Raw genomic sequence first — 23,034 nt, 5'->3', positions numbered from 1 at the left:
AGAATCTCAGCCTCGACGTGGTGCCTTAGGACGCGCAGAAAGGGCACGTTGTCGACCTCGACCACCTGTGAGCACGAGGGTCTAGCCTCACGCGTTGGTCGTGAGGAGGTTGTCGACGGTTGAATCGTTGCTCGGTGCCGCGGCGGCCATAAGGGTGGCGTGCGCTGCGCCACTGTCGGCGCCCGGAGGTACTACTAGTAAGACGATTCTGTCGCGGTTAAGCCCGAGAACTTCGACGGTGCCTGTTGGTTGACGCTGGTACCCGTCGAGCCGCACCCGGCGCCCGCCAACTGCGAATTTCGCGGAGGGTTTCGCCCATTCATTGAGGTTGTACATCACGCGGTCAATGCGGCCCAGCCGGACGGACAGCACCGCCAGCAGATCTGGCAGCTCCGTGGCGAGGTCGTCAGTGTGCGGCCACCATGCCCCGTCGACGTACCCGCTGTGGGGCGCCTTGGGCTTGAGGCGCAATCGCGGCGTGTGTTCCGGTGACGAGCGTTGCCCAACGTCGGTGCGATCTTGGTTTAGCGTCATGTGACGCTCCTGTCTTGACCGCGAACCGGCCAATCATTCGAATCGGCGATGACAGACCTTGAATGGTTATGTGACGAAGTACCGCCGATCTTCCAAGCCTACTCGGATGGTCCAACGCGGAGTCGCGCGCATAACGCGCAGCTGGACTTGGGTGTCGGATGCTGGTGCTTGACCTCCGCCGGGTGACTCGGCGTTCACGGTAGGAGGTCTGCCGATGACTGCCTGCAGGAGCCGGGGTTTGCACCGCCCTACCGGCGCGCCAACCGCGCGTGTCGCTGATCTAGGCTGATCACAGGCGCTGTCCAGCCGACATGCAAAAGGCACGGAAAAGACGATTCAGGAAAGACAGAGGAGAGACAAGTGACGGTCCGGGTAGGCATCAACGGCTTCGGTCGCATCGGGCGGAACTTCTACCGGGCCTTATTGGCCCAACAGGAGCAAGGCACCGCTGATATCGAGGTGGTCGCGGTCAACGACCTCACCGACAACGCGAGCCTGGCGCACCTGTTGAAATTCGACTCCATCCTCGGCCGCCTGCCGCACGACGTCAGCCTCGAGGGTGACGACACTATCGTCGTCGGCAACGTCAAGATCAAGGCGCTGGAGGTCAAGGAAGGTCCGGCGGCGCTGCCCTGGGGCGACCTGGGCGTCGACGTCGTCGTCGAGTCCACCGGCATCTTCACCAACGCCGCCAAGGCCAAGGGTCACCTGGACGCGGGCGCCAAGAAGGTGATCATCTCCGCACCCGCCACCGACGAGGACATCACCATCGTGCTGGGCGTCAACGACGACAAGTACGACGGCAGCCAGAACATCATCTCCAACGCCTCGTGCACCACGAACTGCCTGGGGCCGCTGGCCAAGGTGCTCAACGACGAGTTCGGCATCGTCAAGGGCCTGATGACCACCATCCACGCCTACACCGCCGACCAGAACCTGCAGGACGGGCCGCACAAGGACCTGCGCCGCGCCCGCGCCGCCGCGCTGAACATCGTGCCCACCTCCACCGGCGCGGCCAAGGCCATCGGCCTGGTGCTGCCCGAGCTGAAGGGCAAGCTCGACGGGTATGCGCTGCGGGTGCCGATCCCCACCGGCTCGGTCACCGACCTGACCGCCGAACTGAAGAAGTCCGCCACCGCCGACGAGATCAACGCCGCGATGAAGGCCGCCGCCGAGGGGCCGATGAAGGGCATCCTCAAGTACTACGACGCGCCGATCGTCTCCAGCGACATCGTCACCGACCCCCACAGCTCGATCTTCGACTCCGGTCTGACCAAGGTGATCGACGACCAGGCCAAGGTGGTGTCCTGGTACGACAACGAATGGGGTTACTCCAACCGCCTGGTGGACCTGGTCGCCCTGGTCGGCAAGTCGCTGTAACCCGTGGCTGTCCACACGTTGAAAGACCTTCTCGGCGAGGGGGTGTCGGGTCGCGGCGTGCTGGTGCGCTCGGATCTGAATGTGCCGCTCGATGACGGCACGATCACCGACCCCGGGCGCATCAGCGCCTCGGTGCCGACACTGAAGGCGCTGGTCGAGGCCGGCGCCAAGGTGGTGGTCACCGCGCATCTGGGGCGTCCCAAGAACGGGGCCGACCCGACGTTGTCGCTGGCGCCCGTCGCCGCGGCGCTGTCCGCACAGCTGGGCCGGCACGTGCAATTGGCCGGTGATGTCGTCGGTGCCGACGCGCTGGCCCGCGCCGAGGGGCTGACCGACGGCGATGTCCTGCTGCTGGAGAACATTCGCTTCGATCCCCGCGAAACCAGCAAGGACGACGCCCAGCGGCTCGCCCTGGCCCGGCAGCTGGCCGAATTGGTCGGGCCGGCAGGGGCTTTCGTCTCCGACGGCTTTGGCGTGGTACACCGCAAGCAGGCCTCCGTGTACGACATCGCCACCCTGCTGCCGCACTACGCCGGCACGCTGGTGGCCGAGGAGATCCAGGTGCTGGAGCAGCTGACCAGCTCCACCAAACGCCCCTACGCGGTGGTGCTCGGCGGGTCGAAGGTGTCCGACAAGCTCGGTGTCATCGAGTCGCTGGCCACCAAGGCCGACAGCATCGTCATCGGCGGCGGCATGTGCTTCACTTTCCTGGCCGCGCAAGGCTTTTCGGTCGGCAAGTCGCTGCTGGAGACCGAGATGGTGGACACCTGCCGCAGGCTGCTGGACACCTACGTCGACGTGCTGCGCCTGCCGGTGGACATCGTGGTGGCCGACAAGTTCGCCGCCGATGCGACACCGCAGACCGTCGCCGCCGACGCCATCCCGGACGACCTGGTGGGCCTCGACATCGGGCCGGGATCGGTCAAACGGTTCACCACGTTGCTGTCCAACGCCGGGACCGTCTTCTGGAACGGCCCGATGGGCGTGTTCGAGTTCCCGGCGTTCGCCGCGGGCACCAAGGGTGTCGCCGAAGCGATCGCCGCCGCAACCGGTAAGGGCGCCTTCAGCGTGGTCGGCGGCGGGGACTCCGCTGCCGCCGTGCGCGCGCTGGGCATCCCGGAGAGCGACTTCTCGCACATCTCCACCGGCGGAGGAGCGTCGCTGGAATACCTTGAGGGCAAGACGCTTCCAGGTATCGAGGTGTTGAGTCGACCCCAGCCCGACCACAACTAGGGAGGCCCAGAGTCGTGAGCCGCAAGCCACTGATCGCCGGCAACTGGAAGATGAACCTCAATCACTTCGAGGCGATCGCGCTGGTGCAAAAGATCGCGTTCGCGTTGCCGGACAAGTACTACGACAAAGTCGACGTCACGGTGCTGCCGCCGTTCACCGACCTGCGCAGCGTGCAGACCCTGGTCGACGGCGACAAGCTGCGGCTGACCTACGGCGGGCAGGACCTGTCCCAGCACGACTCGGGCGCCTACACCGGGGAGGTCAGCGGCGCCTTCCTGGCCAAGCTGGGCTGCACGTTCGTCGTCGTCGGGCACTCCGAGCGCAGGACGTATCACCACGAGGACGACGCGGTGGTGGCCGCCAAGACCGCCGCCGCGCTCAAGTACGACCTCACCCCGATCGTCTGCATCGGCGAGCACCTCGACGTCCGCGAGGCCGGAAACCACGTCATCCACTGCGAGGAGCAGCTGCGCGGTTCGCTGGCCGGGCTCTCCGCCGAACAGATCGGCAAGGTCGTCATCGCCTACGAGCCGGTGTGGGCGATCGGCACCGGGCGGGTGGCCAGCGCCGCCGACGCCCAGGAGGTGTGCGTGGCCATCCGCAAGGAGTTGGCGTCACTCGCCTCTGAAAAGATCGCCGACTCGGTGCGGGTGCTCTACGGCGGTTCGGTCAACACCAAGAACGTCGGTGAGCTCATCGCCCGCGATGACATCGACGGCGGTCTGGTCGGCGGTGCGTCGCTGGACGGCGAGCAATTCGCGACGCTGGCGGCCATCGCCGCCGGTGGGCCTCTTCCCTAGGGCGGGGTCCTGAAAGCTGCCCGGCACCGGTAGGCTGGCCGTCATGCAGTTGGCTTTGCAGATCACCCTGATCGTCACCAGCATCCTGGTGGTGCTGCTGGTGCTGCTGCACCGCGCCAAGGGTGGCGGCCTGTCCACGCTGTTCGGTGGTGGCGTCCAGTCCAGCCTGTCCGGGTCCACCGTGGTGGAAAAGAACCTGGACCGGCTGACGTATTTCATCACCGCCATCTGGCTGGTGTGCATCATCGCCATCGGGCTGCTGATCAAGTACCACTGACGGTGATCAGGTACCGCTGAGAACCTGACCTACCCCGAGCGACGAGTGTGAAATTTGCGACGCGACGCGCCGGCGATTCGTCGTGATTTTCACTTTCGCCGCCGAGGGGCGGACCCTGGCATCCGCACCGATACTGGGACGCATGGCTGACGCCTCCGAAGTCTCCGAAAGTTCACTGGAACCGATCGGCGCCGTCCAGCGCACCCTGGTGGGACGCGAGGCGACCGAGCCGATGCGGGCCGACATCAGGCTGCTGGGCGCCATCCTGGGCGACACCGTGCGCGAGCAGAGCGGGCAGGAGGTGTTCGAGCTCGTCGAACGCGCCCGGGTGGAATCGTTCCGGGTGCGACGCTCCGAGATCGACCGGGCGCAGCTCGCCCAAATCTTTGAAGGCATCGACATCCACCAGGCCATCCCGGTCATCCGGGCGTTCAGCCACTTCGCGCTGCTGGCCAACGTCGCCGAAGACATCCACCGCGAGCGCCGCCGCGCGGTCCACGTCGCCGCCGGCGAACCCCCGCCGGACAGCACCTTGGCCGCCACCTACGCCAAACTTGATGACGCACAACTTGATTCGGCCACGGTGGCCGAGGCGCTGCAGGGTGCGGTGGTCGCTCCGGTGATCACCGCCCACCCCACCGAGACCCGCCGCCGCACGGTCTTCGTCACTCAACACCGGATCACCAAGCTAATGCGGCTGCACGCCGAGGGGCACACCGAGACCGACGAGGGCCGCAACATCGAACTCGAGTTGCGCCGCCAGGTCCTCACGCTGTGGCAGACCGCGCTGATCCGGTTGTCCCGGTTGCAGATCACCGACGAGATCGAGGTGGGGCTGCGCTACTACGGCGCCGCGTTCTTCACGGTGATCCCGCAGGTCAACGCCGAGGTTCGCAACGCCCTGCGTGCCCGCTGGCCCGACGCCGACCTGCTCGACCAACCGATCGTGGCGCCCGGGTCCTGGATCGGCGGCGACCGCGACGGCAATCCGAACGTGACGGGCGACGTGGTGCGCCAGGCCACCGGCGGCGCCGCGTTCACCGCGCTGGCGCACTACCTGGCTGAGCTGGCCGCGCTGGAGCAGGAGTTGTCGATGTCGGCGCGCCTGGTCCCGGTCACCCCCGCGCTGGCCGAACTGGCCGAGCGCTGCGGGGAGAAACCCCGCGCCGACGAACCGTACCGGCGGGCGGTGCGAGTGATCCGCGGCCGGCTCAGCGCGACGAGCGCCGCAATCCTGGACCGGACACCGCAGCAGGTGCTGGATCTGGGGTTGCCACCGTATGAGACCCCGGCCGAACTGGGGGCCGACCTCGACGCCGTCGATGGCTCGCTGCGCGCCCACGGCAGCGCACTGCTGGCCGACGACCGCCTGACGCTGCTGCGAGAAGGCGTGCGGGTCTTCGGGTTTCATCTGTGCGGCCTGGACATGCGGCAAAACTCCGACGCGCACGAAGAGGTGGTCTGCGAGCTGTTGGCCTGGGCCGGGGTGCACCCGGATTACCGTTCGCTGCCCGAAGACGAGCGGGTCGAGCTGTTGGCGGCCGAGCTGGGCACCCGCCGCCCGCTGGTCGGTGACGACGCGCGATTGTCCGACCTGGCCCGCGGCGAGCTGGGGGTGGTGCGCGCGGCCGCGCGCGCGATCAAGCGCTATGGGCCGTCCGCCGTCCCCAACTACGTGATCTCGATGTGCCGTTCGGTCTCCGATGTCCTCGAGGCCGCGATCCTGCTGAAAGAGGCGGGGCTGATCGATGCGTCGGGGCCGCAGCCGTACTGCCCGGTGGGCATCTCCCCGCTGTTCGAAACCATCGACGACCTGCACAACGGCGCGACGGTCCTGCACGCGATGCTGGGGCTTCCGATATACCGGGCGCTGGTGGCGGCGCGCGGCGAAAGCCAGGAGGTGATGCTGGGCTACTCGGACTCCAACAAGGACGGCGGGTATCTGGCGTCCAGCTGGGCGGTGTATCGGGCCGAGCTGGCGCTGGTGGAAGTGGCGCGCAAAACCGGAATCCGGTTGCGCCTCTTCCATGGTCGCGGCGGCACCGTCGGGCGCGGCGGCGGGCCGAGCTACGAGGCGATTCTGGCCCAGCCGCCCGGAGCGGTGAACGGCTCGCTGCGGCTCACCGAGCAGGGCGAGGTGATCGCCGCCAAGTACGCCGAACCGCAAGCGGCGCAACGCAATCTGGAAAGCCTGCTGGCCGCCACGCTGGAGTCCACGCTGCTCGACGTCGAGGGCCTGGGCGACGCCGCCGAACCGGCGTACGCGGTGCTCGACGAAGTGGCCGTCCTGGCCCAGCGTGCCTACGCCGAATTGGTGCACGACACACCGGGTTTCGTCGACTACTTCATGTCTTCCACACCGGTCAGCGAGATCGGCTCGCTGAATATCGGCAGCCGGCCGACGTCGCGCAAACCCACCGAGTCGATCTCGGACCTGCGCGCCATCCCGTGGGTGCTGGCGTGGAGCCAGTCACGGGTCATGCTGCCCGGCTGGTACGGCACCGGGTCGGCATTCGAGCAGTGGATCGCCGCGGGCCCGCGGGGCGAGGCCGAGCGGGTGGGCATCCTGCACGAGTTGTACCGGCGGTGGCCGTTTTTCCGCAGCGTGCTGTCCAATCTGGCTCAGGTGCTGGCCAAAAGCGACCTCGGCCTGGCGGCGCGCTACGCCGAATTGGTCGACGACGAGGAATTACGGCGTCGGGTGTTCGACAAGATCGTCGACGAGCACCGGCGAACCATCGCCATGCACAAGCTCATCACCGGGCAGGACAACCTGCTCGCCGACAACCCCGCGCTGGCGCGTTCGGTGTTCAACCGCTTCCCGTATCTCGAGCCGCTCAACCATCTCCAGGTGGAGTTGCTGCGCCGTTACCGCTCCGGCGACGACGACGAATTGGTGCAGCGCGGCATTTTGCTGACGATGAACGGGCTGGCCAGCGCGCTGCGCAACAGCGGCTGACGCCGCGCGCATCGGTCCCCGGGGGCCGGCGCGGTCGGACAGCCGGTGCTTTCCGCGCTGACCTTCGGTGTTGCGACACGTGGTGTCGGCGTCGTTATGGTTGAGTCGTGGCTTGCCCACGCGGGCCGCACGCGCAGGGACGATTATCCAACGGGGGAGGTTGGCATTGAGATCCATCACATTCGGCAAGACGGGGCTTGAGGTTTCGCGGTTGGCTTTCGGTACCTGGGAGTTCAGCAGCGATTGGGGCCACGCCGACGAGGACGCCGCGATCACCATGATCCGCCGTGCCCGCGATCTGGGGATCAACTTCTTCGATACCGCCCAGCAATACGGGTTCGGGGAATCCGAGCGCATCCTCGGAAAAGCCCTTCGCCCCGAGTTCGCGCGGACCCGGGACGAGTTGGTGATCGCCACCAAAGGCGGGTTGCGCAAAACCGACACGGGACTGGTCCGCGACGCCAGCCCCGAGTACCTGCGAAGCGGTGTCGAGTCCAGCCTTCGGGCCCTCGGCGTCGACTACATCGACATCTACCTGGTGCACTGGCCCGATCCCACGACTCCACCGGAGGTGACGGGCGGGGCGCTCGCAGAACTGGTGTCGGAGGGCAAAATTCGGCACGTGGGCGTGTCGAACTACGACGCCGCCCAAATCGAAGCACTCTCGGCCACGCTTCCGGTGGAAACGGTGCAGCCGCCCTACCACCTGTTCCGCCGTGACATCGAGGGCGACCTGCTGCCCTATTGCCACGCCAACGACATCGGGGTGATGGTGTACGGACCGCTGGCGCACGGGTTGCTCACGGGAACAATGAAGGCCGACACCAGTTTCGCCGCCGCGGATTGGCGCAGCAAGAGTCCGATCTTCAACGGCGAGGACTATGTGCGCAATCTGAAAGTCGTTGCGGATCTGGGGCATTTGGCCATCGATCTCGGCGTCACGATGAGCCAGTTGGCCATCGCATGGACGCTTGCGCAACCCGGCGTGCACGCCGCCATCATGGGTGCACAGCACGTCACCTACCTGCAGGACAGCGCCGGGGCGGCCGACGTCACGCTGTCCGAGGAAGACCTTGCCGCGATCGAGGACATCATGAAGTCGGCGACTCCGGTCGGCGGCCCGGCCCCCGAAATGCACGAGAAAAAGGCGAGCTGACCGGGGGAGGGTTCAGCCCTTCAGCAGCTCGCCGACGTGCGCGGTGACCGAATCGGCCAGGGCTTGCAGGTCATAACCGCCCTCGAGCACCGCGACCAACCGGCCGTCGCAGAGCTTCTCCGCCGAGTCCATCAATTCCCTGGTGACCCAGGCGAAGTCGGTGGCCGTCATGCTCAGTGAGCCGAGCGGATCGCGCTCGTGCGCGTCGAAGCCGGCGGACACGATGATCAATTCGGGCGAAAAGGCTTGCAGCGCAGGCAATATCCGGTCCCGAAAGGCCGCCCGCAGCTCCTCGCCGCCGTCGCCGGGCGCCAGCGGCGAGTTGAAGATGTTGCCGACTCCGGTTTCTCGCGCCGCGCCGGTGCCGGGAAACAGCGGCATCTGGTGCGTGGACGCATAGAGCACGCTCGGGTCGGAGTAGAAGATCTGCTGTGTGCCGTTGCCGTGGTGGACGTCGAAATCGACGATGGCGACCCGCATCAGCCCGTGTTTGCGCTGCGCGTGCCGCGCGCCGATGCCGATGTTGTTGAACAAGCAGAAACCCATGGCGCGCTCGGTTTCGGCGTGATGACCCGGCGGTCGGCACGCCACGAATGCGTTTTGCACGTCGCCGGCCACCACCCGGTCCACGGCCCGCAGCGTGGCGCCCACCCCGCGCAACGCCGCATCCCACGTCGAGGGCTCCATCATCGTGTCGCCACCGTCGAGATAGACGTAGCCGTGCTCGGGACGTGCCGTTTCCAGCGCGTCCACATAGCGATTGGAGTGCACGTAGCGCGCGGCCGCCGGCTCGGCCGGCTCGGCCGTCTCGCGCACCAGCGCGACGAACTGCGGCTGCCTCAGCGCCGCTTCCACCGCGCGGTAGCGATCCGGCCGCTCCGGATGCCCAGGGGCGGTCCGGTGGGCCGCGAAGGCCGAATGGTGCAGCAGCAACGTGGCCATCAGGGCTCCCGCCGGGGGCCTACTGCGCGGTCCTGTTGCGCAGCCTGTCCACCAGACCGCGCACCGCGTGCTCGGTGATCGCCAGGGGAGACAGCACGGTCTCGCCCACCTTCACCATCTCGTCGATCCGCGCGACGATGGCTTCCACCGGCTCGACCAGCACGATCAACCGCTTGGCCAGATCATCCAGGCTGGCCATGGTGCCGTCCAGGTGGTCCAGGCCGGTTTCCAGACGCTCCACCGTGGCGTTCAGGGCTGACAGGGAACTGTTGAGCTCTTTCATGGTGTTGCTCAAACCGTCGAGGACGTCTTCGACCTGCTCCACCGTCTTGTCGGCGTTCAACGCGGCCTGGGTGAGCGTCTTGATCCGGCTTCGCTCTTGCCCACCGCGCACGGTTCTGTCTGCCATGAACGCCATTATGACCCGGACGGGGCGGCCGGGAACCAGACGGCGGGCGCGACGCCGAAAGTGCTAGTGGATGCGCTATCGCATTTCGGATCGTGTCAGGCCACGCCGGACGGATCCGACGGCAGCTTGGACGCGGCGTCCTCGTCGAGCAGCCAGAGCGTGGTGTCCAGCCCGACCGCCCCGGCGGCCGGCACCGCAACCGGTGCGGCGCCGCCGATGGCCGCGGCGGCAGCGTCGGCCTTGCCGGCGCCCGACACCATCAGCCAGACTTCGCGGGAACGCGCAATGGCCGGCAGTGTCAAGGTGATTCGTTGCGGCGGTGGCTTGGGGGAGTCGTCGACCGACACCACCATGCGGGTTGTTTCGAGCACGGCCGGGGTGTCCGGGAACAGCGAGTTGATGTGGCCCTCCGGCCCCATGCCCAGCAGGTGCACATCGAAATTCGGCACCGGCTGCCCGGGCGGGGCGTTCGCCGCCAGCAGTTGCTCGTAGGCCAGTGCCGCCGCCGCGAGATCGCCGCCGAATTCGCCGTCGCTGGCCGGCATCGGGTGCACCTGGCTGGGCGGAATGTCGACATGATCGAGCAATGCCGCCCGGGCCTGCTTGTCATTGCGCTCGTCATCGTCTTCGGGGACGTAGCGTTCGTCGCCCCAGAACAGATGCACCTTGGACCACTCGATCGACCGCCCCGCCAGCGACTGCAACAGCCCGATACCGGTACCGCCGCCGGTCAGGACGACGAGCGCGCGCCCCCGGGCCGCGACGGCGTTCGCGATGGTGTCGGTCAGGCGTGTGGCGGCGGCCGCGACCAGAGCCTGGCTGTCCGGGAAGATTTCGATGCTGGTGCTCACACGTATTGCACTTTCTCAATGCCTTCGAGCGCGGTTTGATAGATCTCGTCGGGATCCAGGCGGCGCAGGTCCTCGGCGAGGCACTCGCCGGTTTCCCTGCGCGCCAAGGGAAGTAGCGCGTCCGGCCGGGACGTCCGGCTGAGCGTGGCCGTCCTGCCTTCCTGCGGGCGGCTCAACACGATGGTTTCGCTGCTGCGCGTCAGTTCGATCTTGAGCTCGCCGACCGCTCGGCGCACCGGGCCGTCGATCCGGCTGGCCAGCCACCCCGCCAGGATGTCGAGCGCCGGTTCGGTCGACAAACCGGACACCAGCGCCGACTCGACCGGTTCGTGTGGCGTCAGGTCGACGGCCGAGGTGAGCAGCGCCCGCCAATAGGTGATGCGCGCCCAGGCCAGGTCGGTGTCACCCGCGGTGTATCCCGGCAGCCGGCTCTTGATCGCCGCCAGCGGCTCGACGCCGTTGGTCGCATCGGTGATGCGTCGAATCGCCAACCGGCCCAACGGATCCTGTGCGGGCACCGCCGGCGCGACGTCGGGCCACCAGGCCACCACCGGGATGTCGGGAAGCAGGAAGGGGGTGACGACGCTGGCCGCGTGGCCGGACAGCGGTCCGGACAGCCGCAGCACCACGACCTCGCTGGCGCCGGTGTCGCCGCCGGCGCGCAGCTGCGCGTCCAGCCGGGGTTTGTCCGCGTACGGATCGCCCCTCATCGTGACGATGATCCGGCTGGGGTGTTCGTGGCTGGCGTCGTTGGCCGCTTGCAGTGACTCTTCGAAGATCTCGTCGCTGTCCGGCGCGATGATCAGCGTCAGGACCCGGCCCATCGCGACGGCGCCGACCCTTTCCCGCAGTTCGTCGAGTTTCTTGTTGACCGCGGTAGTGGTGGCGTCCGGCATGTCAATGATCATCGGCGCCACTCCTCCTCATCGCTGCGCTCTGCATCGTCGTGGCGCGGATCATCGAGGCCTCCGCCGTTCGTCATGGCCGCCGCCATTCCCGGCCCGTGCGATGCAGCATCGCGAAGGCGGAGTCCGGACCCCAGGTGCCCGCCTCGTACGGTTCGGGCTTGCCGCCCGCCGCCCAGTTGTCGAGCACGGGATCGAGTATCTGCCAAGCCAATTCGACCTCTTCATTGACCGGAAACAGCGACGGCTCGCCCAGCAGCACGTCGAGGATCAGCTGTTCGTAGGCCTCCGGCGATTCCTCGGCGAACGCCGAGCCGTACGAGAAGTCCATGTTGACGTCGCGGACCTCCATCGCGGTGCCCGGCACCTTGGAGCCGAACCGCAGCGTGACACCCTCGTCGGGCTGCACCCGGATCACCATGGCGTTGGTGCCCAGCTCGTCGGTCATGGTCGCGTCGAACGGCAGATGCGGCGCGCGCTTGAAGATCAGGGCGATCTCGGTCACCCTGCGGCCCAACCGTTTTCCGGTTCGCAGGTAGAAGGGCACGCCCGCCCAGCGGCGGGTGTCCACCTCGAGTGTGATGGCGGCGAACGTCTCGGTGATCGAGTCCTTGGCGAACCCCTCTTCGTCGAGCAGCCCGACAACCTTCTCGCCGCCCTGCCAACCCGCGGCGTACTGGCCGCGGCTGGTGGTCTCGTCGAGTGGCTCGGCGAGCTGGGTCGCCGAGAGCACCTTGATCTTCTCGGCCTGCAGCGCCGACGGGCTGAAGCTGACCGGCTCTTCCATGGCGGTCAACGCCAGCAGTTGCATCAGGTGATTCTGGATGACGTCGCGTGCGGCGCCGATGCCGTCGTAGTAGCCGGCCCGGCCGCCCAGGCCGATGTCCTCGGCCATGGTGATCTGCACGTGGTCGACGTAGTGTGCGTTCCAGATCGGGTCGAACAACTGATTGGCGAACCGCAGCGCCAGGATGTTGCGGACCGTCTCCTTGCCCAGGTAGTGGTCGATCCGGAACACCGACTCTTCCGGAATGACGGCGTTGACGGCCTTGTTCAGCGCCTGCGCGCTCTCCAGATCGTGGCCGAACGGCTTCTCGATGACCACGCGGCTCCACCGCTCGCCCTGCGGGCGGGCCAGACCGGACCTGTGCAGCTGGTCGCACACGACGGGGAAGGACTTGGGAGGGATGGCCAGGTAGAAGGCGTGGTTACCGCCGGTACCCCGCTCGGCGTCCAGCTTGTCCAGGGTCTCGGCGAGCCGGCCGAACGCCTCGTCGTCGTCGAAAGCGCCTGGCACGAAACGGAATCCCTCGGCCAGCCGGTCCCAGTTCTCCTGCCGGAAAGGTGTGCGGCAGTGATCCTTGACTGCCTGGTGGACCACCTGACCGAAATCCTGCGTGCTCCAATCCCGGCGGGCGAAGCCCACCAGCGAGAAGCTGGGCGGCAGCAGCCCGCGATTGGCCAGGTCGTAGATGGCGGGCATGACCTTCTTGCGCGCCAAGTCGCCGGTGACACCGAAAATGACCATCCCGCACGGCCCGGCGATGCGCGGGAGCCGCTTGTCGCGCTTGTCCCGTAACGGGTTATGCCATTGTTGCGCGGTGCGGGCCGGGCTCATTTGGAGGCGGAACCCAGCTGCTTCTGCGTTTCCTCGAACAGCTCGGTCCACGAATCCACGAACTTCTCCACACCCTCTTTTTCCAGCGCCACGAAGACGTCCGGCAAATCGATCCCGACCGCCACCAGTTTGTCGAACACCTGCTGGGCGTCCGCGCCGGTGCCGGTGACGGTGTCGCCCTTGATCACACCGTGATCGGCGACCGCGTCAATTGTCTTCTCCGGCATGGTGTTCACCGTGTTGGGTGCCACTAGTTCGGTGACATAGAGGGTGTCGGAGTAGTCGGGGTTCTTGACTCCCGTCGACGCCCAGAGCGGACGCTGCACCCGGGCCCCGTCGGCCTTGAGCGCCTGGTAGCGCTCGCCGCCGTCGAACACCTCCAGGTAGGCCGCATATGCCAGCCGGGCGTTGGCCACACCGGCCTGGCCGCGCAACGCGAGGGCGTCCTCGCCGCCGATCTTCTCCAGCCGCTTGTCGACCTCGGTGTCCACCCGGGATACGAAAAACGAAGCCACCGAATGGATCTTGGACAGGTCGTGTCCGGCTTCGCGCGCCTTCTCCATGCCGGCCAGGTAGGCGTCCATCACGGCCCGGTACCGCTCGACGGAGAAGATCAGCGTGACGTTGACCGAAATCCCTTCCGCGAGAACGGCGGTGATGGCCGGAATCCCGGCCTCGGTCGCCGGGATCTTGATAAACAGGTTCGGCCGGTCGACGATCTTCCACAACTCGACGGCCTGCGCGATGGTCTTGGCGGTGTCGTCCGCCAGCCGCGGGTCGACCTCGATGGACACCCGCCCGTCGACGCCGTCGGAGTTCTCCCACTCGCGCGTGAACACGTCGCACCCGTTGCGCACGTCGTCGGTGGTCACGGTGCGGATGGTGGCGTCGACGTCGGCGCCGCGCTCGGCGAGCTCGGCGATCTGGGCGTCATAGGCGTCGCCTTCGGCGAACGCTTTCTGGAAGATCGACGGGTTGGTGGTCACGCCGACGACACTTTTGGTGTCGATGAGCTCTTGCAGGCTCCCCGACTGCAGCCGCTCCCGCGACAGGTCATCCAGCCACACGGAGACTCCCGCGGCGCTCAGCGCCGCGAGGTTAGGGTTCTGAGCGGTCATGTGAATTACCCTTTCCTCAGTTATCCACGACTTGTTCCGCGGCGGCAGCGACGGCTTCGGCAGTGAAGCCGAATTCGCGGAATAAGGTCTTGTAGTCGGCGGATTCGCCGTAGTGCTCGATCGAAACGATCTTCCCGGTGTCACCGACCAGCTTGTGCCAGCTCTGCGCGACGCCGGCCTCGACGGCCACCCGGGCCGACACGGACGGGGGGAGCACGCTGTCGCGGTAGTCGTCGGGCTGGGACTCGAACCATTCGACGCACGGCATGGAGACCACCCGCGCCGCAATGTCCTTGTCCGCCAACAACTTCTGCGCCTCCACCGCGAGCTGGACCTCGGAGCCGGTGGCGATCAGGACGACGTCGGGGTCCTGACCGTCACCGTCGGAGCCCAGGACGTAACCGCCCCGGGCGACACCGTCGGCGCTGGTGCCCTCGAGCACCGGCACACCCTGCCGGGTCAGGATCAACCCCACCGGGCCGCTGCCGTTGCCGCGGGCCAGGATCGTGCGCCAGGCGTGGGCGGTCTCGTTGGCGTCGGCCGGGCGCACCACCGACAGCTTGGGGATGGCGCGCAACGCCGCGAGGTGCTCGATCGGCTGGTGGGTGGGGCCGTCCTCGCCGAGCCCGATGGAATCGTGCGTCCACACGTAGATGGTGTCGATGTCCATCAGCGAGGCGAGCCGCACCGCCGGTCGCATGTAGTCCGAGAACTGCAAGAAGGTGCCGCCGTAAGCGCGGGTCGGGCCGTGCAGCACGATGCCGGACAGGATGGCGCCCATCGCGTGTTCGCGAACGCCGAAATGCAGTGTGCGCCCGTACCAGTGCGCGGTGTAGTCCTTGGTCGAAATGGACGGCGGGCCGAAGGAGTCGACACCCTTCATGGTGGTGTTGTTGCTGCCCGCCAGGTCGGCCGAACCGCCCCACAGCTCAGGCAGTTTCGGACCGATCGCGGAGAGCACCTCGCCGGAGGCGGCGCGGGTTGCCAGCGCCTTGGAACCCGGCTCCCAGTGTGGGATGTCGGCGTCCCAGCCGTCGGGCAGTTCCTCGGCGGTCAACCGGTCCAGCAGCGCCTTGCGGTCGGGCTCGCGCTGCACCCAGGCGTCGAAATCCGTCTGCCACTTCTCGTGGGCTTCCTTGCCGCGGTCGACCAGCTTGCGGGTGTGGGCGATCACCTCGTCGCGCACTTCGAAGTTCTTGTCCGGGTCGAAGCCGAGGATCTTCTTGACGTCCGCGACCTCCTCGTCACCCAGCGCCGCGCCGTGCGCCTTGCCGGTGTTCATCAGGTTCGGCGCGGGATAGCCGATGATGGTGCGCAGCTCGATGAACGACGGCCGGTCGGTGACGGCTTTGGCGCTGGCGATGGCCTCCTCGATGGCGACGACGTTCTCGCCGCCCTCGACCTTCTGCACGTGCCAGCCGTAGGCCTCGTAGCGCGCGGCGGTGTCCTCGCACAGCGCGATGTTGGTGTCGTCCTCGATCGAAATCTGGTTGTGGTCGTAGAAAACGATGAGGTTGCCCAGTTGCTGGACGGCCGCCAGCGACGAGGCCTCCGAGGTGACGCCCTCTTCGATGTCGCCGTCGGAGGCGATCACGTAGATGAAGTGGTCGAACGGGCTGGTGCCCGGGGCGGCGTCGGGGTCGAACAGGCCGCGCTCGTAGCGGGCCGCCATCGCCATGCCCACCGCCGATGCCAGGCCCTGCCCGAGCGGGCCGGTGGTGATCTCGACACCCTTGGTGTGCCGGAACTCGGGGTGCCCGGGAGTCTTGGATCCCCAGGTGCGCAGCGACTCGATGTCGGAGAGCTCCAAACCGAAGCCGCCGAGATACAGCTGGAGGTACAGCGTCAGGCTGCTGTGCCCGCACGACAGCACGAACCGGTCGCGCCCCAACCAGTGGGTGTCGCTGGGGTCGTGGCGCATCGCCCGCTGAAACAGCGTGTACGCCAGGGGAGCCAGGCTCATCGCCGTCCCGGGATGGCCGTTGCCGACCTTTTGCACCGCGTCGGCCGCCAGCACCCGAACGGTGTCGACGGCGGCCGAGTCGAGCTCGGACCAGTCGTCGGGAAGGTGCGGTTGGGTCAGCGTGGAGATCTCTTCGAGTGTCGTCACAGACTCAGTCCTTGGGTCATCGAGCTGATCAATCCCACCCTAGTGCGGGAGGGCCGGCTCTTGCAGAGCAGGAATTCGGGTACCCGCTGCCGGCAGGTGTGAAAATTACGCGCCGGCCGTCAGCCCTTAACATTCAGTTCGGAAATCTGGGAAAAATCAGCCGTGTTTGGACCCGCGGGCGGGACGTCGCCGCTACTCGGTCTACCATCGTGTGTAGTAGATGCTGCGCGCCGCTGCGACCCCAAGGAGTTATTGCGTGAGCGTTCGCGGGCGCGTCGCGCCGAACCAATTGCCAAGCCGGGTACGAAGCACGGTGCTGGCGTATCTGGCGCTGACCAAGCCGCGGGTCATTGAGCTGCTGCTGGTAACCGCGATCCCGGCGATGCTGCTCGCCCAGCGCGGCACGGTGAATCCGCTGCTGGTGATCAACACGCTGATCGGCGGAATGCTGGCCGCCGGGGGCGCCAACACGCTGAACTGTGTGGTCGACGCGGATATCGACAAGGTGATGAAGCGCACCGCGCGCCGGCCGCTGGCCCGGGCCGCGGTGCCCACCCGCAACGCGCTGGTGTTCGGGCTGGTGCTGACGGTGGGTTCGTTCTTCTGGCTGTGGTGGACGACGAACCTGCTGTCGGGGCTGCTGGGCCTGGCGACGATCGCGTTCTATGTGCTCGTCTACACGCTGCTGCTCAAGCGCCGCACCTCGCAGAACGTCGTGTGGGGCGGCGCGGCCGGTTGCATGCCGGTGATGATCGGCTGGTCGGCCGTCACCGGCACCATCGGCTGGCCGGCCCTGGTGATGTTCGCCATAATTTTCTTCTGGACTCCGCCCCACACCTGGGCACTGGCAATGCGCTACAAGGACGACTACGAAGCGGTGGGCGTCCCGATGCTGCCGGTCGTCGCGACCGAGCGCCACGTGACCAAACAGATCCTGATCTACACCTGGCTGACGGTGCTGGCCACGCTGGCGTTGGCGCTGGCCACCGGCTGGCTCTACGCGGCGGTCGCCCTGGCGGCCGGCGTGTGGTTCCTGACGATCGCCCATCAGCTGTACGCCGGGGTGCGGGCCGGCGAGCCGGTCAAGCCGCTGCGGCTGTTCCTGCAGTCGAACAACTACCTGGCGGTGGTGTTCTGCGCGTTGGCGATCGACTCGGCCATCGGGCTGCCGCACCTGTTCTAGCCGCCGCCGTGCTCGGCGGTGGACTTAGGGGAGCAGCACGATCGATCCGGCGGTCTTGCGGCCCTGCAGATCCCGGTGGGCGCGGGCCGCGTCGGCCAGCGGATAGCGCCCGCCGACTTCGACGGTGATGTCGCCGCCGGCGATCGCCGCGAACAATTCCTCTGCCCGCCAGCTGAATTCCTGCCCGGTGCGGACGAAATGCACCAGCGACGGCCGGGTCAAAAACACCGAGCCGGCGGCGTTGAGGCGCTGCGGGTCGAACGGCGGGACGGGCCCGCTGGCCGCGCCGAACAATGCGAGCGTGCCCCGCACGGCCAGGCTGGCCAGGCTGGCGTCGAAGGTGGTCGCGCCCACGCCGTCGTACACCGCGGCCACCCCGGCGCCGTCGGTCAACGAACGAATCCGCTCGCCGAACTCGTCGGCGTCGTCGGGGTAGGAGAGCACCTCGTCGGCGCCGGCCTTCGCCGACATCCGCGCCTTCTCCGGGGTCGAGACCGTCGTGATCACCCGCGCGCCGAGCAGGTGGGCCCACTGCGTCAAGATCAGGCCGACACCGCCCGCACCGGCGTGCACCAGCACCGTGTCGCCGGCCTGCACCGGATACACCGATTTCAGCAGGTAGTGGGCGGTCAGTCCCTTGAGCAGCGCTGAGGCCGCGACGTCGGCGGTCACACCGTCGGGCACTGCTGACGTCAAAACCGCTGGGGCCGTGGCGAATTCGGCGTAGCCGCCGGAAGCCGCGGCGCTGACCACACGGTCGCCGACGCCGAACCCGTCGGCTCCCTCGCCCGTGGCGGCGACGGTGCCGCACAGTTCGGCGCCCAGGATGAAGGGCAACTGGCGCGGATACTGCCCCGAGCGGAAATACGTGTCGATGTAATTGACGCCGATGGCCTCGGCCTTGATCAGCACCTCGCCCGGCCCGGGCGCCGGCATGGGCGTATCGACGTAGCGCAGCACCTCGGGGCCGCCGGTTTCGCTGACTTCGATTGCGTGCATGTGCTTATCATGCCCGGGCATGAAGCTCGCTCGCCCGAACGTCTTTCATCCCCGCATCGTGCTGGCGGGGTCCGGCGGCGACCCCGACGACGCCGGCCTGGTGCCCGCGCTACGCCGGCGCGGCCTGCACGCGCGCTGGCTGTCCTGGGACGATCCGGAGACCACCCACGCGGACCTGGTGATCCTGCGGGCCGCGGCGGACGACCCGGACCGCCGTGACGAATTCCTGGCCTGGGCCCGGCGCGTGCGCCACCTGCTCAACCCGCCCGACGCGGTCGCCTGGAATTTCGATGACCGGTATCTGCGCGACCTCGAGAACGACGGGATCCCGACGCTGCCCGGCGGGACGGCACGGGCGGCGTTGATCTTTCTGGGCGGGGAGCAATCGCATGCCTGGCCGGACGAGCCGGATTTCGAGTCCTGGGACCTCGGCCACGCCGCGCTCGAGGCGGCCGCCGGCCGCGCCGGAATCGGCGTGTCCGAGCTGCTGTACGCGCGTGCCGACGTGGCCGGGGATCGGCTGGTGAAACTGAATCTCGTTGCGCCGCAGCTGGGTTGGCGCCACGTGGATGTCGCCACCCGCGAGCTCGCCCAGCGCCGGCTTGCCGTGGCGGTCGGGTCAGCCTGTGAGCGGCTCGGGCTCGGCCCGTTCTCGCATGGAAGCCCATAGCGCCGCGGTGGCCGCGGTGCATGCGGCCGCACCCGCCACGTGCAGGGCGACCAGTGCGGCGGGAACCCCGGTGTAGTACTGGGCGGTGCCGACGGCCGCTTGCGCGCACAGCAGGACGAGCAGCACCCCGAGCCGCAGCAACACGGGCCGGGTGGCATGCACGGCCAGCAGCCCGAAGCCCAGCCCGACGACCAGCGCCAGGTAGGCGACCAGCAGCGAGGAGTGCATGTGCACCAGGGTGGCCACTTCGACCTCGAGTCGTGGCACCGTCCGGGTGGCGCTGCGGTCGCCCGCGTGCGGGCCCGCGGCCGTCACCAGCGTGCCGGTGACCAGCACCGCCGCCAGGTCCACACCGGAGAGGGCGGTCAGCGCGCGCAGCGGCGTGGGGATCAGCACCCGCACCACTCCATCGTCGGGTTCGCCGATCTTGACGTAGAGCAGCACCGCGAGCCACACCATCGTCATCGACGTCAGCAAGTGGATGGCCACCGTCCACCACAGCAAACCGGTGCGCACGGTGATCCCGCCGATGACCGCCTGCGCCACGGTCGACACCGGCATCAGCCACGCATAGACCAGCACCTCGGGGCGTCGTCGGGCGCGGGTCACCGCGAGCACGGCCAGCGCGGCGGCGATGACCACCGCGAAGGTGACCATCCGGTTGCCGAACTCGACGGCCTGGTGGATGCGGGGCACCTCGGGGTGGGCCACCGGGACGAAGCTGCCCGGAAAGCACTGCGGCCAGGTGGGGCAGCCGAGCCCCGAGGCGGTGACGCGGACGATCGCGCCGGTGATGGCGATGCCGCCCTGGGTCGCAATGACGGCCACGGCGACCAGGCGCTGGACGCCCAGACTGGGATTGGGGAGCAGGTCCACCAGTCGCAGCAGCGTTCGTCCAAGCACGGCCCGATCCTAAGGCACCGAAAACTACATGGTGTAGTACGCCCCGGCGTCGCCGAGCCATCAACGACGCACGGCCGCGCCCGCGTGCCGTGCGCGGGGGTTCTGGGTCGCGAACGGGCCGACCGTCAGGTGAACCGGAACCAGCGCAGCGCGCTCAACGCTCCCAGCGCGCCCCACGCCGCCAGGACGACCACCCCGAACCAGTCCACCGACATGGTCATCGCCTGCGAGAGAGCCTCGGTGAGCGCGCCCGACGGGGTCAGCCGGGCCGCCCATTTGACCGCCGACGGGATTATCCCGGTTTCCACGGTCAGCGCGCCCAGGCCGGCGAAGACGAACCACATCAGGTTGGCGATCGCGAGCACGATCTCGGCCCGCAGCGTCCCGCCGAGCAGCAGGCCGAGGGCCGTGAAGGCCGCGGTGCCCAGCGCGATAACCGCAGCCCCCAAGGCCAGCGCGGTCGGGACGGGTCGCCAACCGAGCGCAAAACCGATGGCGCCCAACAGGATTGCTTGCAGAAACACCACCGTGACGACGGCTAGGGACTTGCCGGCGATGATGCCCCACACCGGAAGTGGCGTCGCCCCGAGCCGCTTGAGCGCGCCATAGCGCCGATCGAAGGCGACCGCGATCGCCTGCCCGGTGAACGCCGTCGAGATCACCGCCAGCGCCATGATGACGGGGGTGAAGGTGGCCGCCCGATGCTGCCCGAACGAGCCGAGCGGTAGCAGCGTGAGCCCGACCAGCAGCGTGATCGGGATGAACATGGTCAGCAGCAGCTGTTCGCCGTTGCGCAGCAGCAGCTTGAGCTCCAGGCCGAACTGCGCGGCAAGCATTTTCGGCACCGCGCTGGGACGCGGGTCCGGGGCGAAGGTGCCGGCGGGGAAGCGATTCGAGTGAGTTTCGTTCTGCATCAAGGCCGCAACTTCCTGCCGGTGAGGTCGAGGAACACGTCCTCGAGGCTGCGTCGCTCGACGCGCATATCGGTGGCCAGCACGTCGATCTGGGCACACCACGCCGTGACCGTCGCCAGCACCTGCGGGTCGACCGGACCCTCCACCAGGTACTCGCCCGGCGTCACCTCGGTGGCCTTGTATTCCTCGGGCAGCGCGGCGGACAACCGCGACAGGTCGAGCCGCGGCGGAGCACTGAACCGCAGCTGGTCCTTGGCCCCGCTGCGCATCAGTTCGGTCGGCGTGCCCGAGGCCACCGTCGCCCCGTTGTCGATGATCACCAGCCGATCGGCGAGCTCCTCGGCCTCCTTGAGCTGATGGGTGGTCAGCACCACCGTCACGCCGTCGCGGCGCAGCGCGTCGATGAGTTCCCACACCAGCAGCCGCGCGTGCGCGTCCATGCCCGCGGTGGGTTCGTCGAGGAACACCAGTTGCGGTCGCCCGACCAGCGCACACGCCAGCGCGAGCCGTTGCTGCTGCCCGCCGGAGAGCCGCCGGTAGGTGGTGCGCGCGGCGTCGGTGAGGCCCAGCGTGTCCAGCAGCCACGCCGGGTCGAGCGGGTCGGCGGCGTAGGCGGCCACCAGGTCGAGCATTTCTCCGGCGCGGGCCGCGGGGTAGCCGCCGCCGCCCTGCAGCATCACGCCGATCCGCGCCCGCAGCCGGGCGTTGTCGGCGATCGGGTCCAGGCCGAGCACCTCGATCGTGCCGGCGTCCGGGCGCACGAAGCCCTCGCACATCTCGACCGTGGTGGTCTTTCCGGCGCCGTTGGGGCCGAGCAGGGCGAGCACTTCGGCGGCGTGCACTTCCAGGTCGAGATCGGAGACAGCCGTGGTGGATCCGTAGTGCTTGCTCACGCCGCGCAGTCGCACCACTATCTCAGGTGTTTCGAGAACGTCCGAGCTCACGTGCGCCGCTCCTCCTCATCGCTTCGCTCTGCATCGTCGTCGGCGCGGCTCACGTGGAATCAGCGTAGGCGTCGTGAGCGGGGGCCGGCCGCGGGGTCGGGGCAGGCTGCGCGGGCGCCGCCGGGTCGACGACCGGTCGTCCGTCGGATTCGGGGCCCTGCATCGGCGGGGGCCGCCACGGCAAGCGGGTGTAGGTCAGTGCGATGAGCAGCACCACGATGACGGTGCTGGCCACCGTGGCATCCATGATCTGGAAGAGCGCGAACCGGTCGCCGTTGGCGGTCGGGCCGAAGATGCCGACGACGAGGCTGATGACGATCGCCGCCACCCGGAAGCCGGTGCGAGTCGCCCAGGCGGCCAGCGGGATGATGGCCCACAGCAGATACCAGGGCTGCACGACGGGAAACAGCAGCACCGTGATGCCCAGCGCGACGCCCAGCCCGCCGATCGGGTGCAGCCGGCCGCGGAAGACGGCCAGCAGCAACCACGCCACCATGATCGTGATGATCAGCACGCCGATCGCACGGGTCAGCCCCAGCACCGCGGTGGTGTGATCGCCCAGGCCCAGCAGGATGCCCACCTGTCCGGTGCCGAGCGCCAGTAGCGTCGGCGGCGACATCCAGCTGCGCACCACGTTGGCGGTGCCCAGCGTGTAGATCCAGCCGAAGCCGAGCCCGCTGGCCCAGCCGACGACGGCCATCACCGCCAGCGACAGCGCCGCCATGCCGCCGCCCGTCAGCAGCAGGGCACGCAGGTTTCCTCCGCGCCGGTAGGCCAGCGCCATCGTGACGAAGCCCAGCGCCAGCAGCGACGGGAGTTTCACCTGCGACGACAGGGTGATCAGGACGGCACCCGCCAGCAGCATGCCCAGCGGCTCCCAGTCGGGACCCAGCTTGATTGCCCAGCTTCTCCTCCCGCCATCGGCCGGCATCGTCGCTGGGCGTTTCCAGGAGTGGGGCAGCAGGCGTGGAGCGTCGACGCCCCGCAGCGCGAATTCGGCCCCGGCCAGCATCAGGCCCAGCATCAGCGCCTCGTTGTGCACACCGGCCACCAGATGCATGATCAGCAGCGGATTGGCCGCGCCCAGCCATAGAGCGCTGACCTCGGCGACGCCGCAGCGCCGGGCCAG

The 23,034-nt window shown here is 68.1% G+C and carries 21 protein-coding genes; 8 read left to right on the top strand and 13 right to left on the bottom strand.

Annotation, left to right across the window (positions count from 1 at the left end; translation table 11 throughout):
- Positions 1 to 87: 87 nt before the first annotated feature.
- Complete coding sequence (locus Q0W90_RS09735; RefSeq protein WP_297596189.1) at positions 88 to 534, bottom strand: DUF5994 family protein; 447 nt, start codon at positions 532 to 534, stop codon at positions 88 to 90.
- 360 nt (positions 535 to 894) lie between these two features.
- Here Q0W90_RS09735 and gap point away from each other — a divergent pair, with 360 nt between their 5' ends.
- The 6 genes from gap to Q0W90_RS09705 all read left to right on the top strand — a co-directional run bounded on the left by gap (position 895) and on the right by Q0W90_RS09705 (position 8,339).
- On the top strand, positions 895 to 1,914 hold the full coding sequence (gap, locus tag Q0W90_RS09730; RefSeq protein ID WP_297697596.1) for a type I glyceraldehyde-3-phosphate dehydrogenase: 1,020 nt from the start codon (positions 895 to 897) through the stop codon (positions 1,912 to 1,914).
- A 3-nt stretch (positions 1,915 to 1,917) separates the two neighbouring features.
- The gene (locus tag Q0W90_RS09725) at positions 1,918 to 3,147 is read left to right on the top strand and encodes a phosphoglycerate kinase (RefSeq protein WP_297697594.1); all 1,230 of its coding nucleotides are present in this window, start codon (positions 1,918 to 1,920) and stop codon (positions 3,145 to 3,147) included.
- A gap of 14 nt (positions 3,148 to 3,161) precedes the next feature.
- Positions 3,162 to 3,947, top strand: a complete 786-nt coding sequence (gene tpiA, locus Q0W90_RS09720) for a triose-phosphate isomerase (RefSeq protein WP_297598664.1) — start codon at positions 3,162 to 3,164, stop codon at positions 3,945 to 3,947.
- Between the two features lie 43 nt (positions 3,948 to 3,990).
- Positions 3,991 to 4,224, top strand: coding sequence for a preprotein translocase subunit SecG (secG, locus tag Q0W90_RS09715; RefSeq protein WP_297598666.1), 234 nt, complete (start codon positions 3,991 to 3,993; stop codon positions 4,222 to 4,224).
- A 142-nt stretch (positions 4,225 to 4,366) separates the two neighbouring features.
- Positions 4,367 to 7,183: a phosphoenolpyruvate carboxylase gene (gene ppc, locus Q0W90_RS09710; RefSeq protein WP_297774313.1), complete on the top strand. Its 2,817-nt coding sequence runs from the start codon at positions 4,367 to 4,369 to the stop codon at positions 7,181 to 7,183.
- A 166-nt stretch (positions 7,184 to 7,349) separates the two neighbouring features.
- A complete protein-coding gene (locus tag Q0W90_RS09705; RefSeq protein ID WP_297598670.1) occupies positions 7,350 to 8,339 on the top strand; it encodes an aldo/keto reductase in 990 nt (329 codons plus the stop codon).
- Positions 8,340 to 8,351: 12 nt separating this feature from the next.
- On the opposite strand, the gene Q0W90_RS09700 is transcribed toward Q0W90_RS09705, so the two are convergent.
- The 7 genes from Q0W90_RS09700 to tkt form a co-directional block, all read right to left on the bottom strand.
- The gene (locus tag Q0W90_RS09700) at positions 8,352 to 9,281 is read right to left on the bottom strand and encodes a histone deacetylase family protein (protein WP_297598672.1); all 930 of its coding nucleotides are present in this window, start codon (positions 9,279 to 9,281) and stop codon (positions 8,352 to 8,354) included.
- 19 nt (positions 9,282 to 9,300) lie between these two features.
- Complete coding sequence (locus Q0W90_RS09695; RefSeq protein WP_297598674.1) at positions 9,301 to 9,699, bottom strand: ATPase; 399 nt, start codon at positions 9,697 to 9,699, stop codon at positions 9,301 to 9,303.
- 86 nt (positions 9,700 to 9,785) lie between these two features.
- Entirely contained in the window at positions 9,786 to 10,541 is a 756-nt protein-coding gene (gene pgl, locus Q0W90_RS09690; protein ID WP_297598676.1) for a 6-phosphogluconolactonase, read from the bottom strand.
- Positions 10,538 to 11,449 carry a glucose-6-phosphate dehydrogenase assembly protein OpcA gene (gene opcA, locus Q0W90_RS09685; protein WP_297598678.1) on the bottom strand — a complete coding sequence of 304 codons (912 nt, stop codon included), beginning with the start codon at positions 11,447 to 11,449 and terminating at the stop codon, positions 10,538 to 10,540. The genes pgl and opcA overlap by 4 nt, the downstream gene beginning before the upstream one ends.
- Before the next feature lie 70 nt (positions 11,450 to 11,519).
- Positions 11,520 to 13,064, bottom strand: coding sequence for a glucose-6-phosphate dehydrogenase (gene zwf / locus Q0W90_RS09680; protein ID WP_297697590.1), 1,545 nt, complete (start codon positions 13,062 to 13,064; stop codon positions 11,520 to 11,522).
- A complete protein-coding gene (tal, locus tag Q0W90_RS09675; RefSeq protein WP_297598682.1) occupies positions 13,061 to 14,182 on the bottom strand; it encodes a transaldolase in 1,122 nt (373 codons plus the stop codon). The genes zwf and tal overlap by 4 nt, the downstream gene beginning before the upstream one ends.
- Before the next feature lie 16 nt (positions 14,183 to 14,198).
- Positions 14,199 to 16,292 (bottom strand): transketolase, encoded by a 2,094-nt coding sequence (gene tkt, locus Q0W90_RS09670; protein WP_297774308.1) that lies wholly within the window; start codon positions 16,290 to 16,292, stop codon positions 14,199 to 14,201.
- Between the two features lie 256 nt (positions 16,293 to 16,548).
- On the opposite strand from tkt, the gene Q0W90_RS09665 reads away from it, so the two are divergent.
- Complete coding sequence (locus Q0W90_RS09665) at positions 16,549 to 17,475, top strand: heme o synthase (RefSeq protein WP_297598686.1); 927 nt, start codon at positions 16,549 to 16,551, stop codon at positions 17,473 to 17,475.
- Positions 17,476 to 17,499: 24 nt separating this feature from the next.
- On the opposite strand, the gene Q0W90_RS09660 is transcribed toward Q0W90_RS09665, so the two are convergent.
- The gene (locus tag Q0W90_RS09660; RefSeq protein ID WP_297774306.1) at positions 17,500 to 18,474 is read right to left on the bottom strand and encodes a quinone oxidoreductase; all 975 of its coding nucleotides are present in this window, start codon (positions 18,472 to 18,474) and stop codon (positions 17,500 to 17,502) included.
- Positions 18,475 to 18,493: 19 nt separating this feature from the next.
- Here Q0W90_RS09660 and Q0W90_RS09655 point away from each other — a divergent pair, with 19 nt between their 5' ends.
- Positions 18,494 to 19,144 carry a hypothetical protein gene (locus Q0W90_RS09655; protein WP_297774304.1) on the top strand — a complete coding sequence of 217 codons (651 nt, stop codon included), beginning with the start codon at positions 18,494 to 18,496 and terminating at the stop codon, positions 19,142 to 19,144.
- Here Q0W90_RS09655 and Q0W90_RS09650 read toward each other — a convergent pair.
- The 4 genes from Q0W90_RS09650 to mptB all read right to left on the bottom strand — a co-directional run.
- On the bottom strand, positions 19,094 to 20,047 hold the full coding sequence (locus Q0W90_RS09650) for a heme A synthase (protein ID WP_297697581.1): 954 nt from the start codon (positions 20,045 to 20,047) through the stop codon (positions 19,094 to 19,096). The two genes, Q0W90_RS09655 and Q0W90_RS09650, sit on opposite strands and share 51 nt — an antisense overlap.
- 125 nt (positions 20,048 to 20,172) lie before the next feature.
- Positions 20,173 to 20,961 (bottom strand): ABC transporter permease, encoded by a 789-nt coding sequence (locus tag Q0W90_RS09645; protein WP_297774301.1) that lies wholly within the window; start codon positions 20,959 to 20,961, stop codon positions 20,173 to 20,175.
- Complete coding sequence (locus tag Q0W90_RS09640) at positions 20,961 to 21,905, bottom strand: ABC transporter ATP-binding protein (protein ID WP_297774299.1); 945 nt, start codon at positions 21,903 to 21,905, stop codon at positions 20,961 to 20,963. The genes Q0W90_RS09645 and Q0W90_RS09640 overlap by 1 nt, the downstream gene beginning before the upstream one ends.
- Positions 21,906 to 21,954: 49 nt before the next feature.
- Positions 21,955 to 23,034, bottom strand: a 1,080-nt coding sequence (gene mptB / locus Q0W90_RS09635; RefSeq protein WP_297774296.1) for a polyprenol phosphomannose-dependent alpha 1,6 mannosyltransferase MptB, incomplete at its 5' end; no start/stop codon positions are given.

Source organism: Mycobacterium sp. (assembly GCF_025933915.1).
Classification (GTDB): domain Bacteria; phylum Actinomycetota; class Actinomycetes; order Mycobacteriales; family Mycobacteriaceae; genus Mycobacterium.
This window is presented reverse-complemented; position numbering and strand designations above follow the sequence as displayed.

Bases quoted from the DNA above. Each gene is read 5' to 3' on its own strand.
- Q0W90_RS09735 (WP_297596189.1), bottom strand. From the start codon at position 534: ATGACGCTAAACCAAGATCGCACCGACGTTGGGCAACGCTCGTCACCG.
- secG (WP_297598666.1), top strand. From the start codon at position 3,991: ATGCAGTTGGCTTTGCAGATCACCCTGATCGTCACCAGCATCCTGGTG.
- ppc (WP_297774313.1), top strand. From the start codon at position 4,367: ATGGCTGACGCCTCCGAAGTCTCCGAAAGTTCACTGGAACCGATCGGC.
- Q0W90_RS09700 (WP_297598672.1), bottom strand. From the start codon at position 9,281: ATGGCCACGTTGCTGCTGCACCATTCGGCCTTCGCGGCCCACCGGACC.
- Q0W90_RS09695 (WP_297598674.1), bottom strand. From the start codon at position 9,699: ATGGCGTTCATGGCAGACAGAACCGTGCGCGGTGGGCAAGAGCGAAGC.
- opcA (WP_297598678.1), bottom strand. From the start codon at position 11,449: ATGATCATTGACATGCCGGACGCCACCACTACCGCGGTCAACAAGAAA.
- zwf (WP_297697590.1), bottom strand. From the start codon at position 13,064: ATGAGCCCGGCCCGCACCGCGCAACAATGGCATAACCCGTTACGGGAC.
- tal (WP_297598682.1), bottom strand. From the start codon at position 14,182: ATGACCGCTCAGAACCCTAACCTCGCGGCGCTGAGCGCCGCGGGAGTC.
- Q0W90_RS09660 (WP_297774306.1), bottom strand. From the start codon at position 18,474: ATGCACGCAATCGAAGTCAGCGAAACCGGCGGCCCCGAGGTGCTGCGC.
- Q0W90_RS09655 (WP_297774304.1), top strand. From the start codon at position 18,494: ATGAAGCTCGCTCGCCCGAACGTCTTTCATCCCCGCATCGTGCTGGCG.
- Q0W90_RS09645 (WP_297774301.1), bottom strand. From the start codon at position 20,961: ATGCAGAACGAAACTCACTCGAATCGCTTCCCCGCCGGCACCTTCGCC.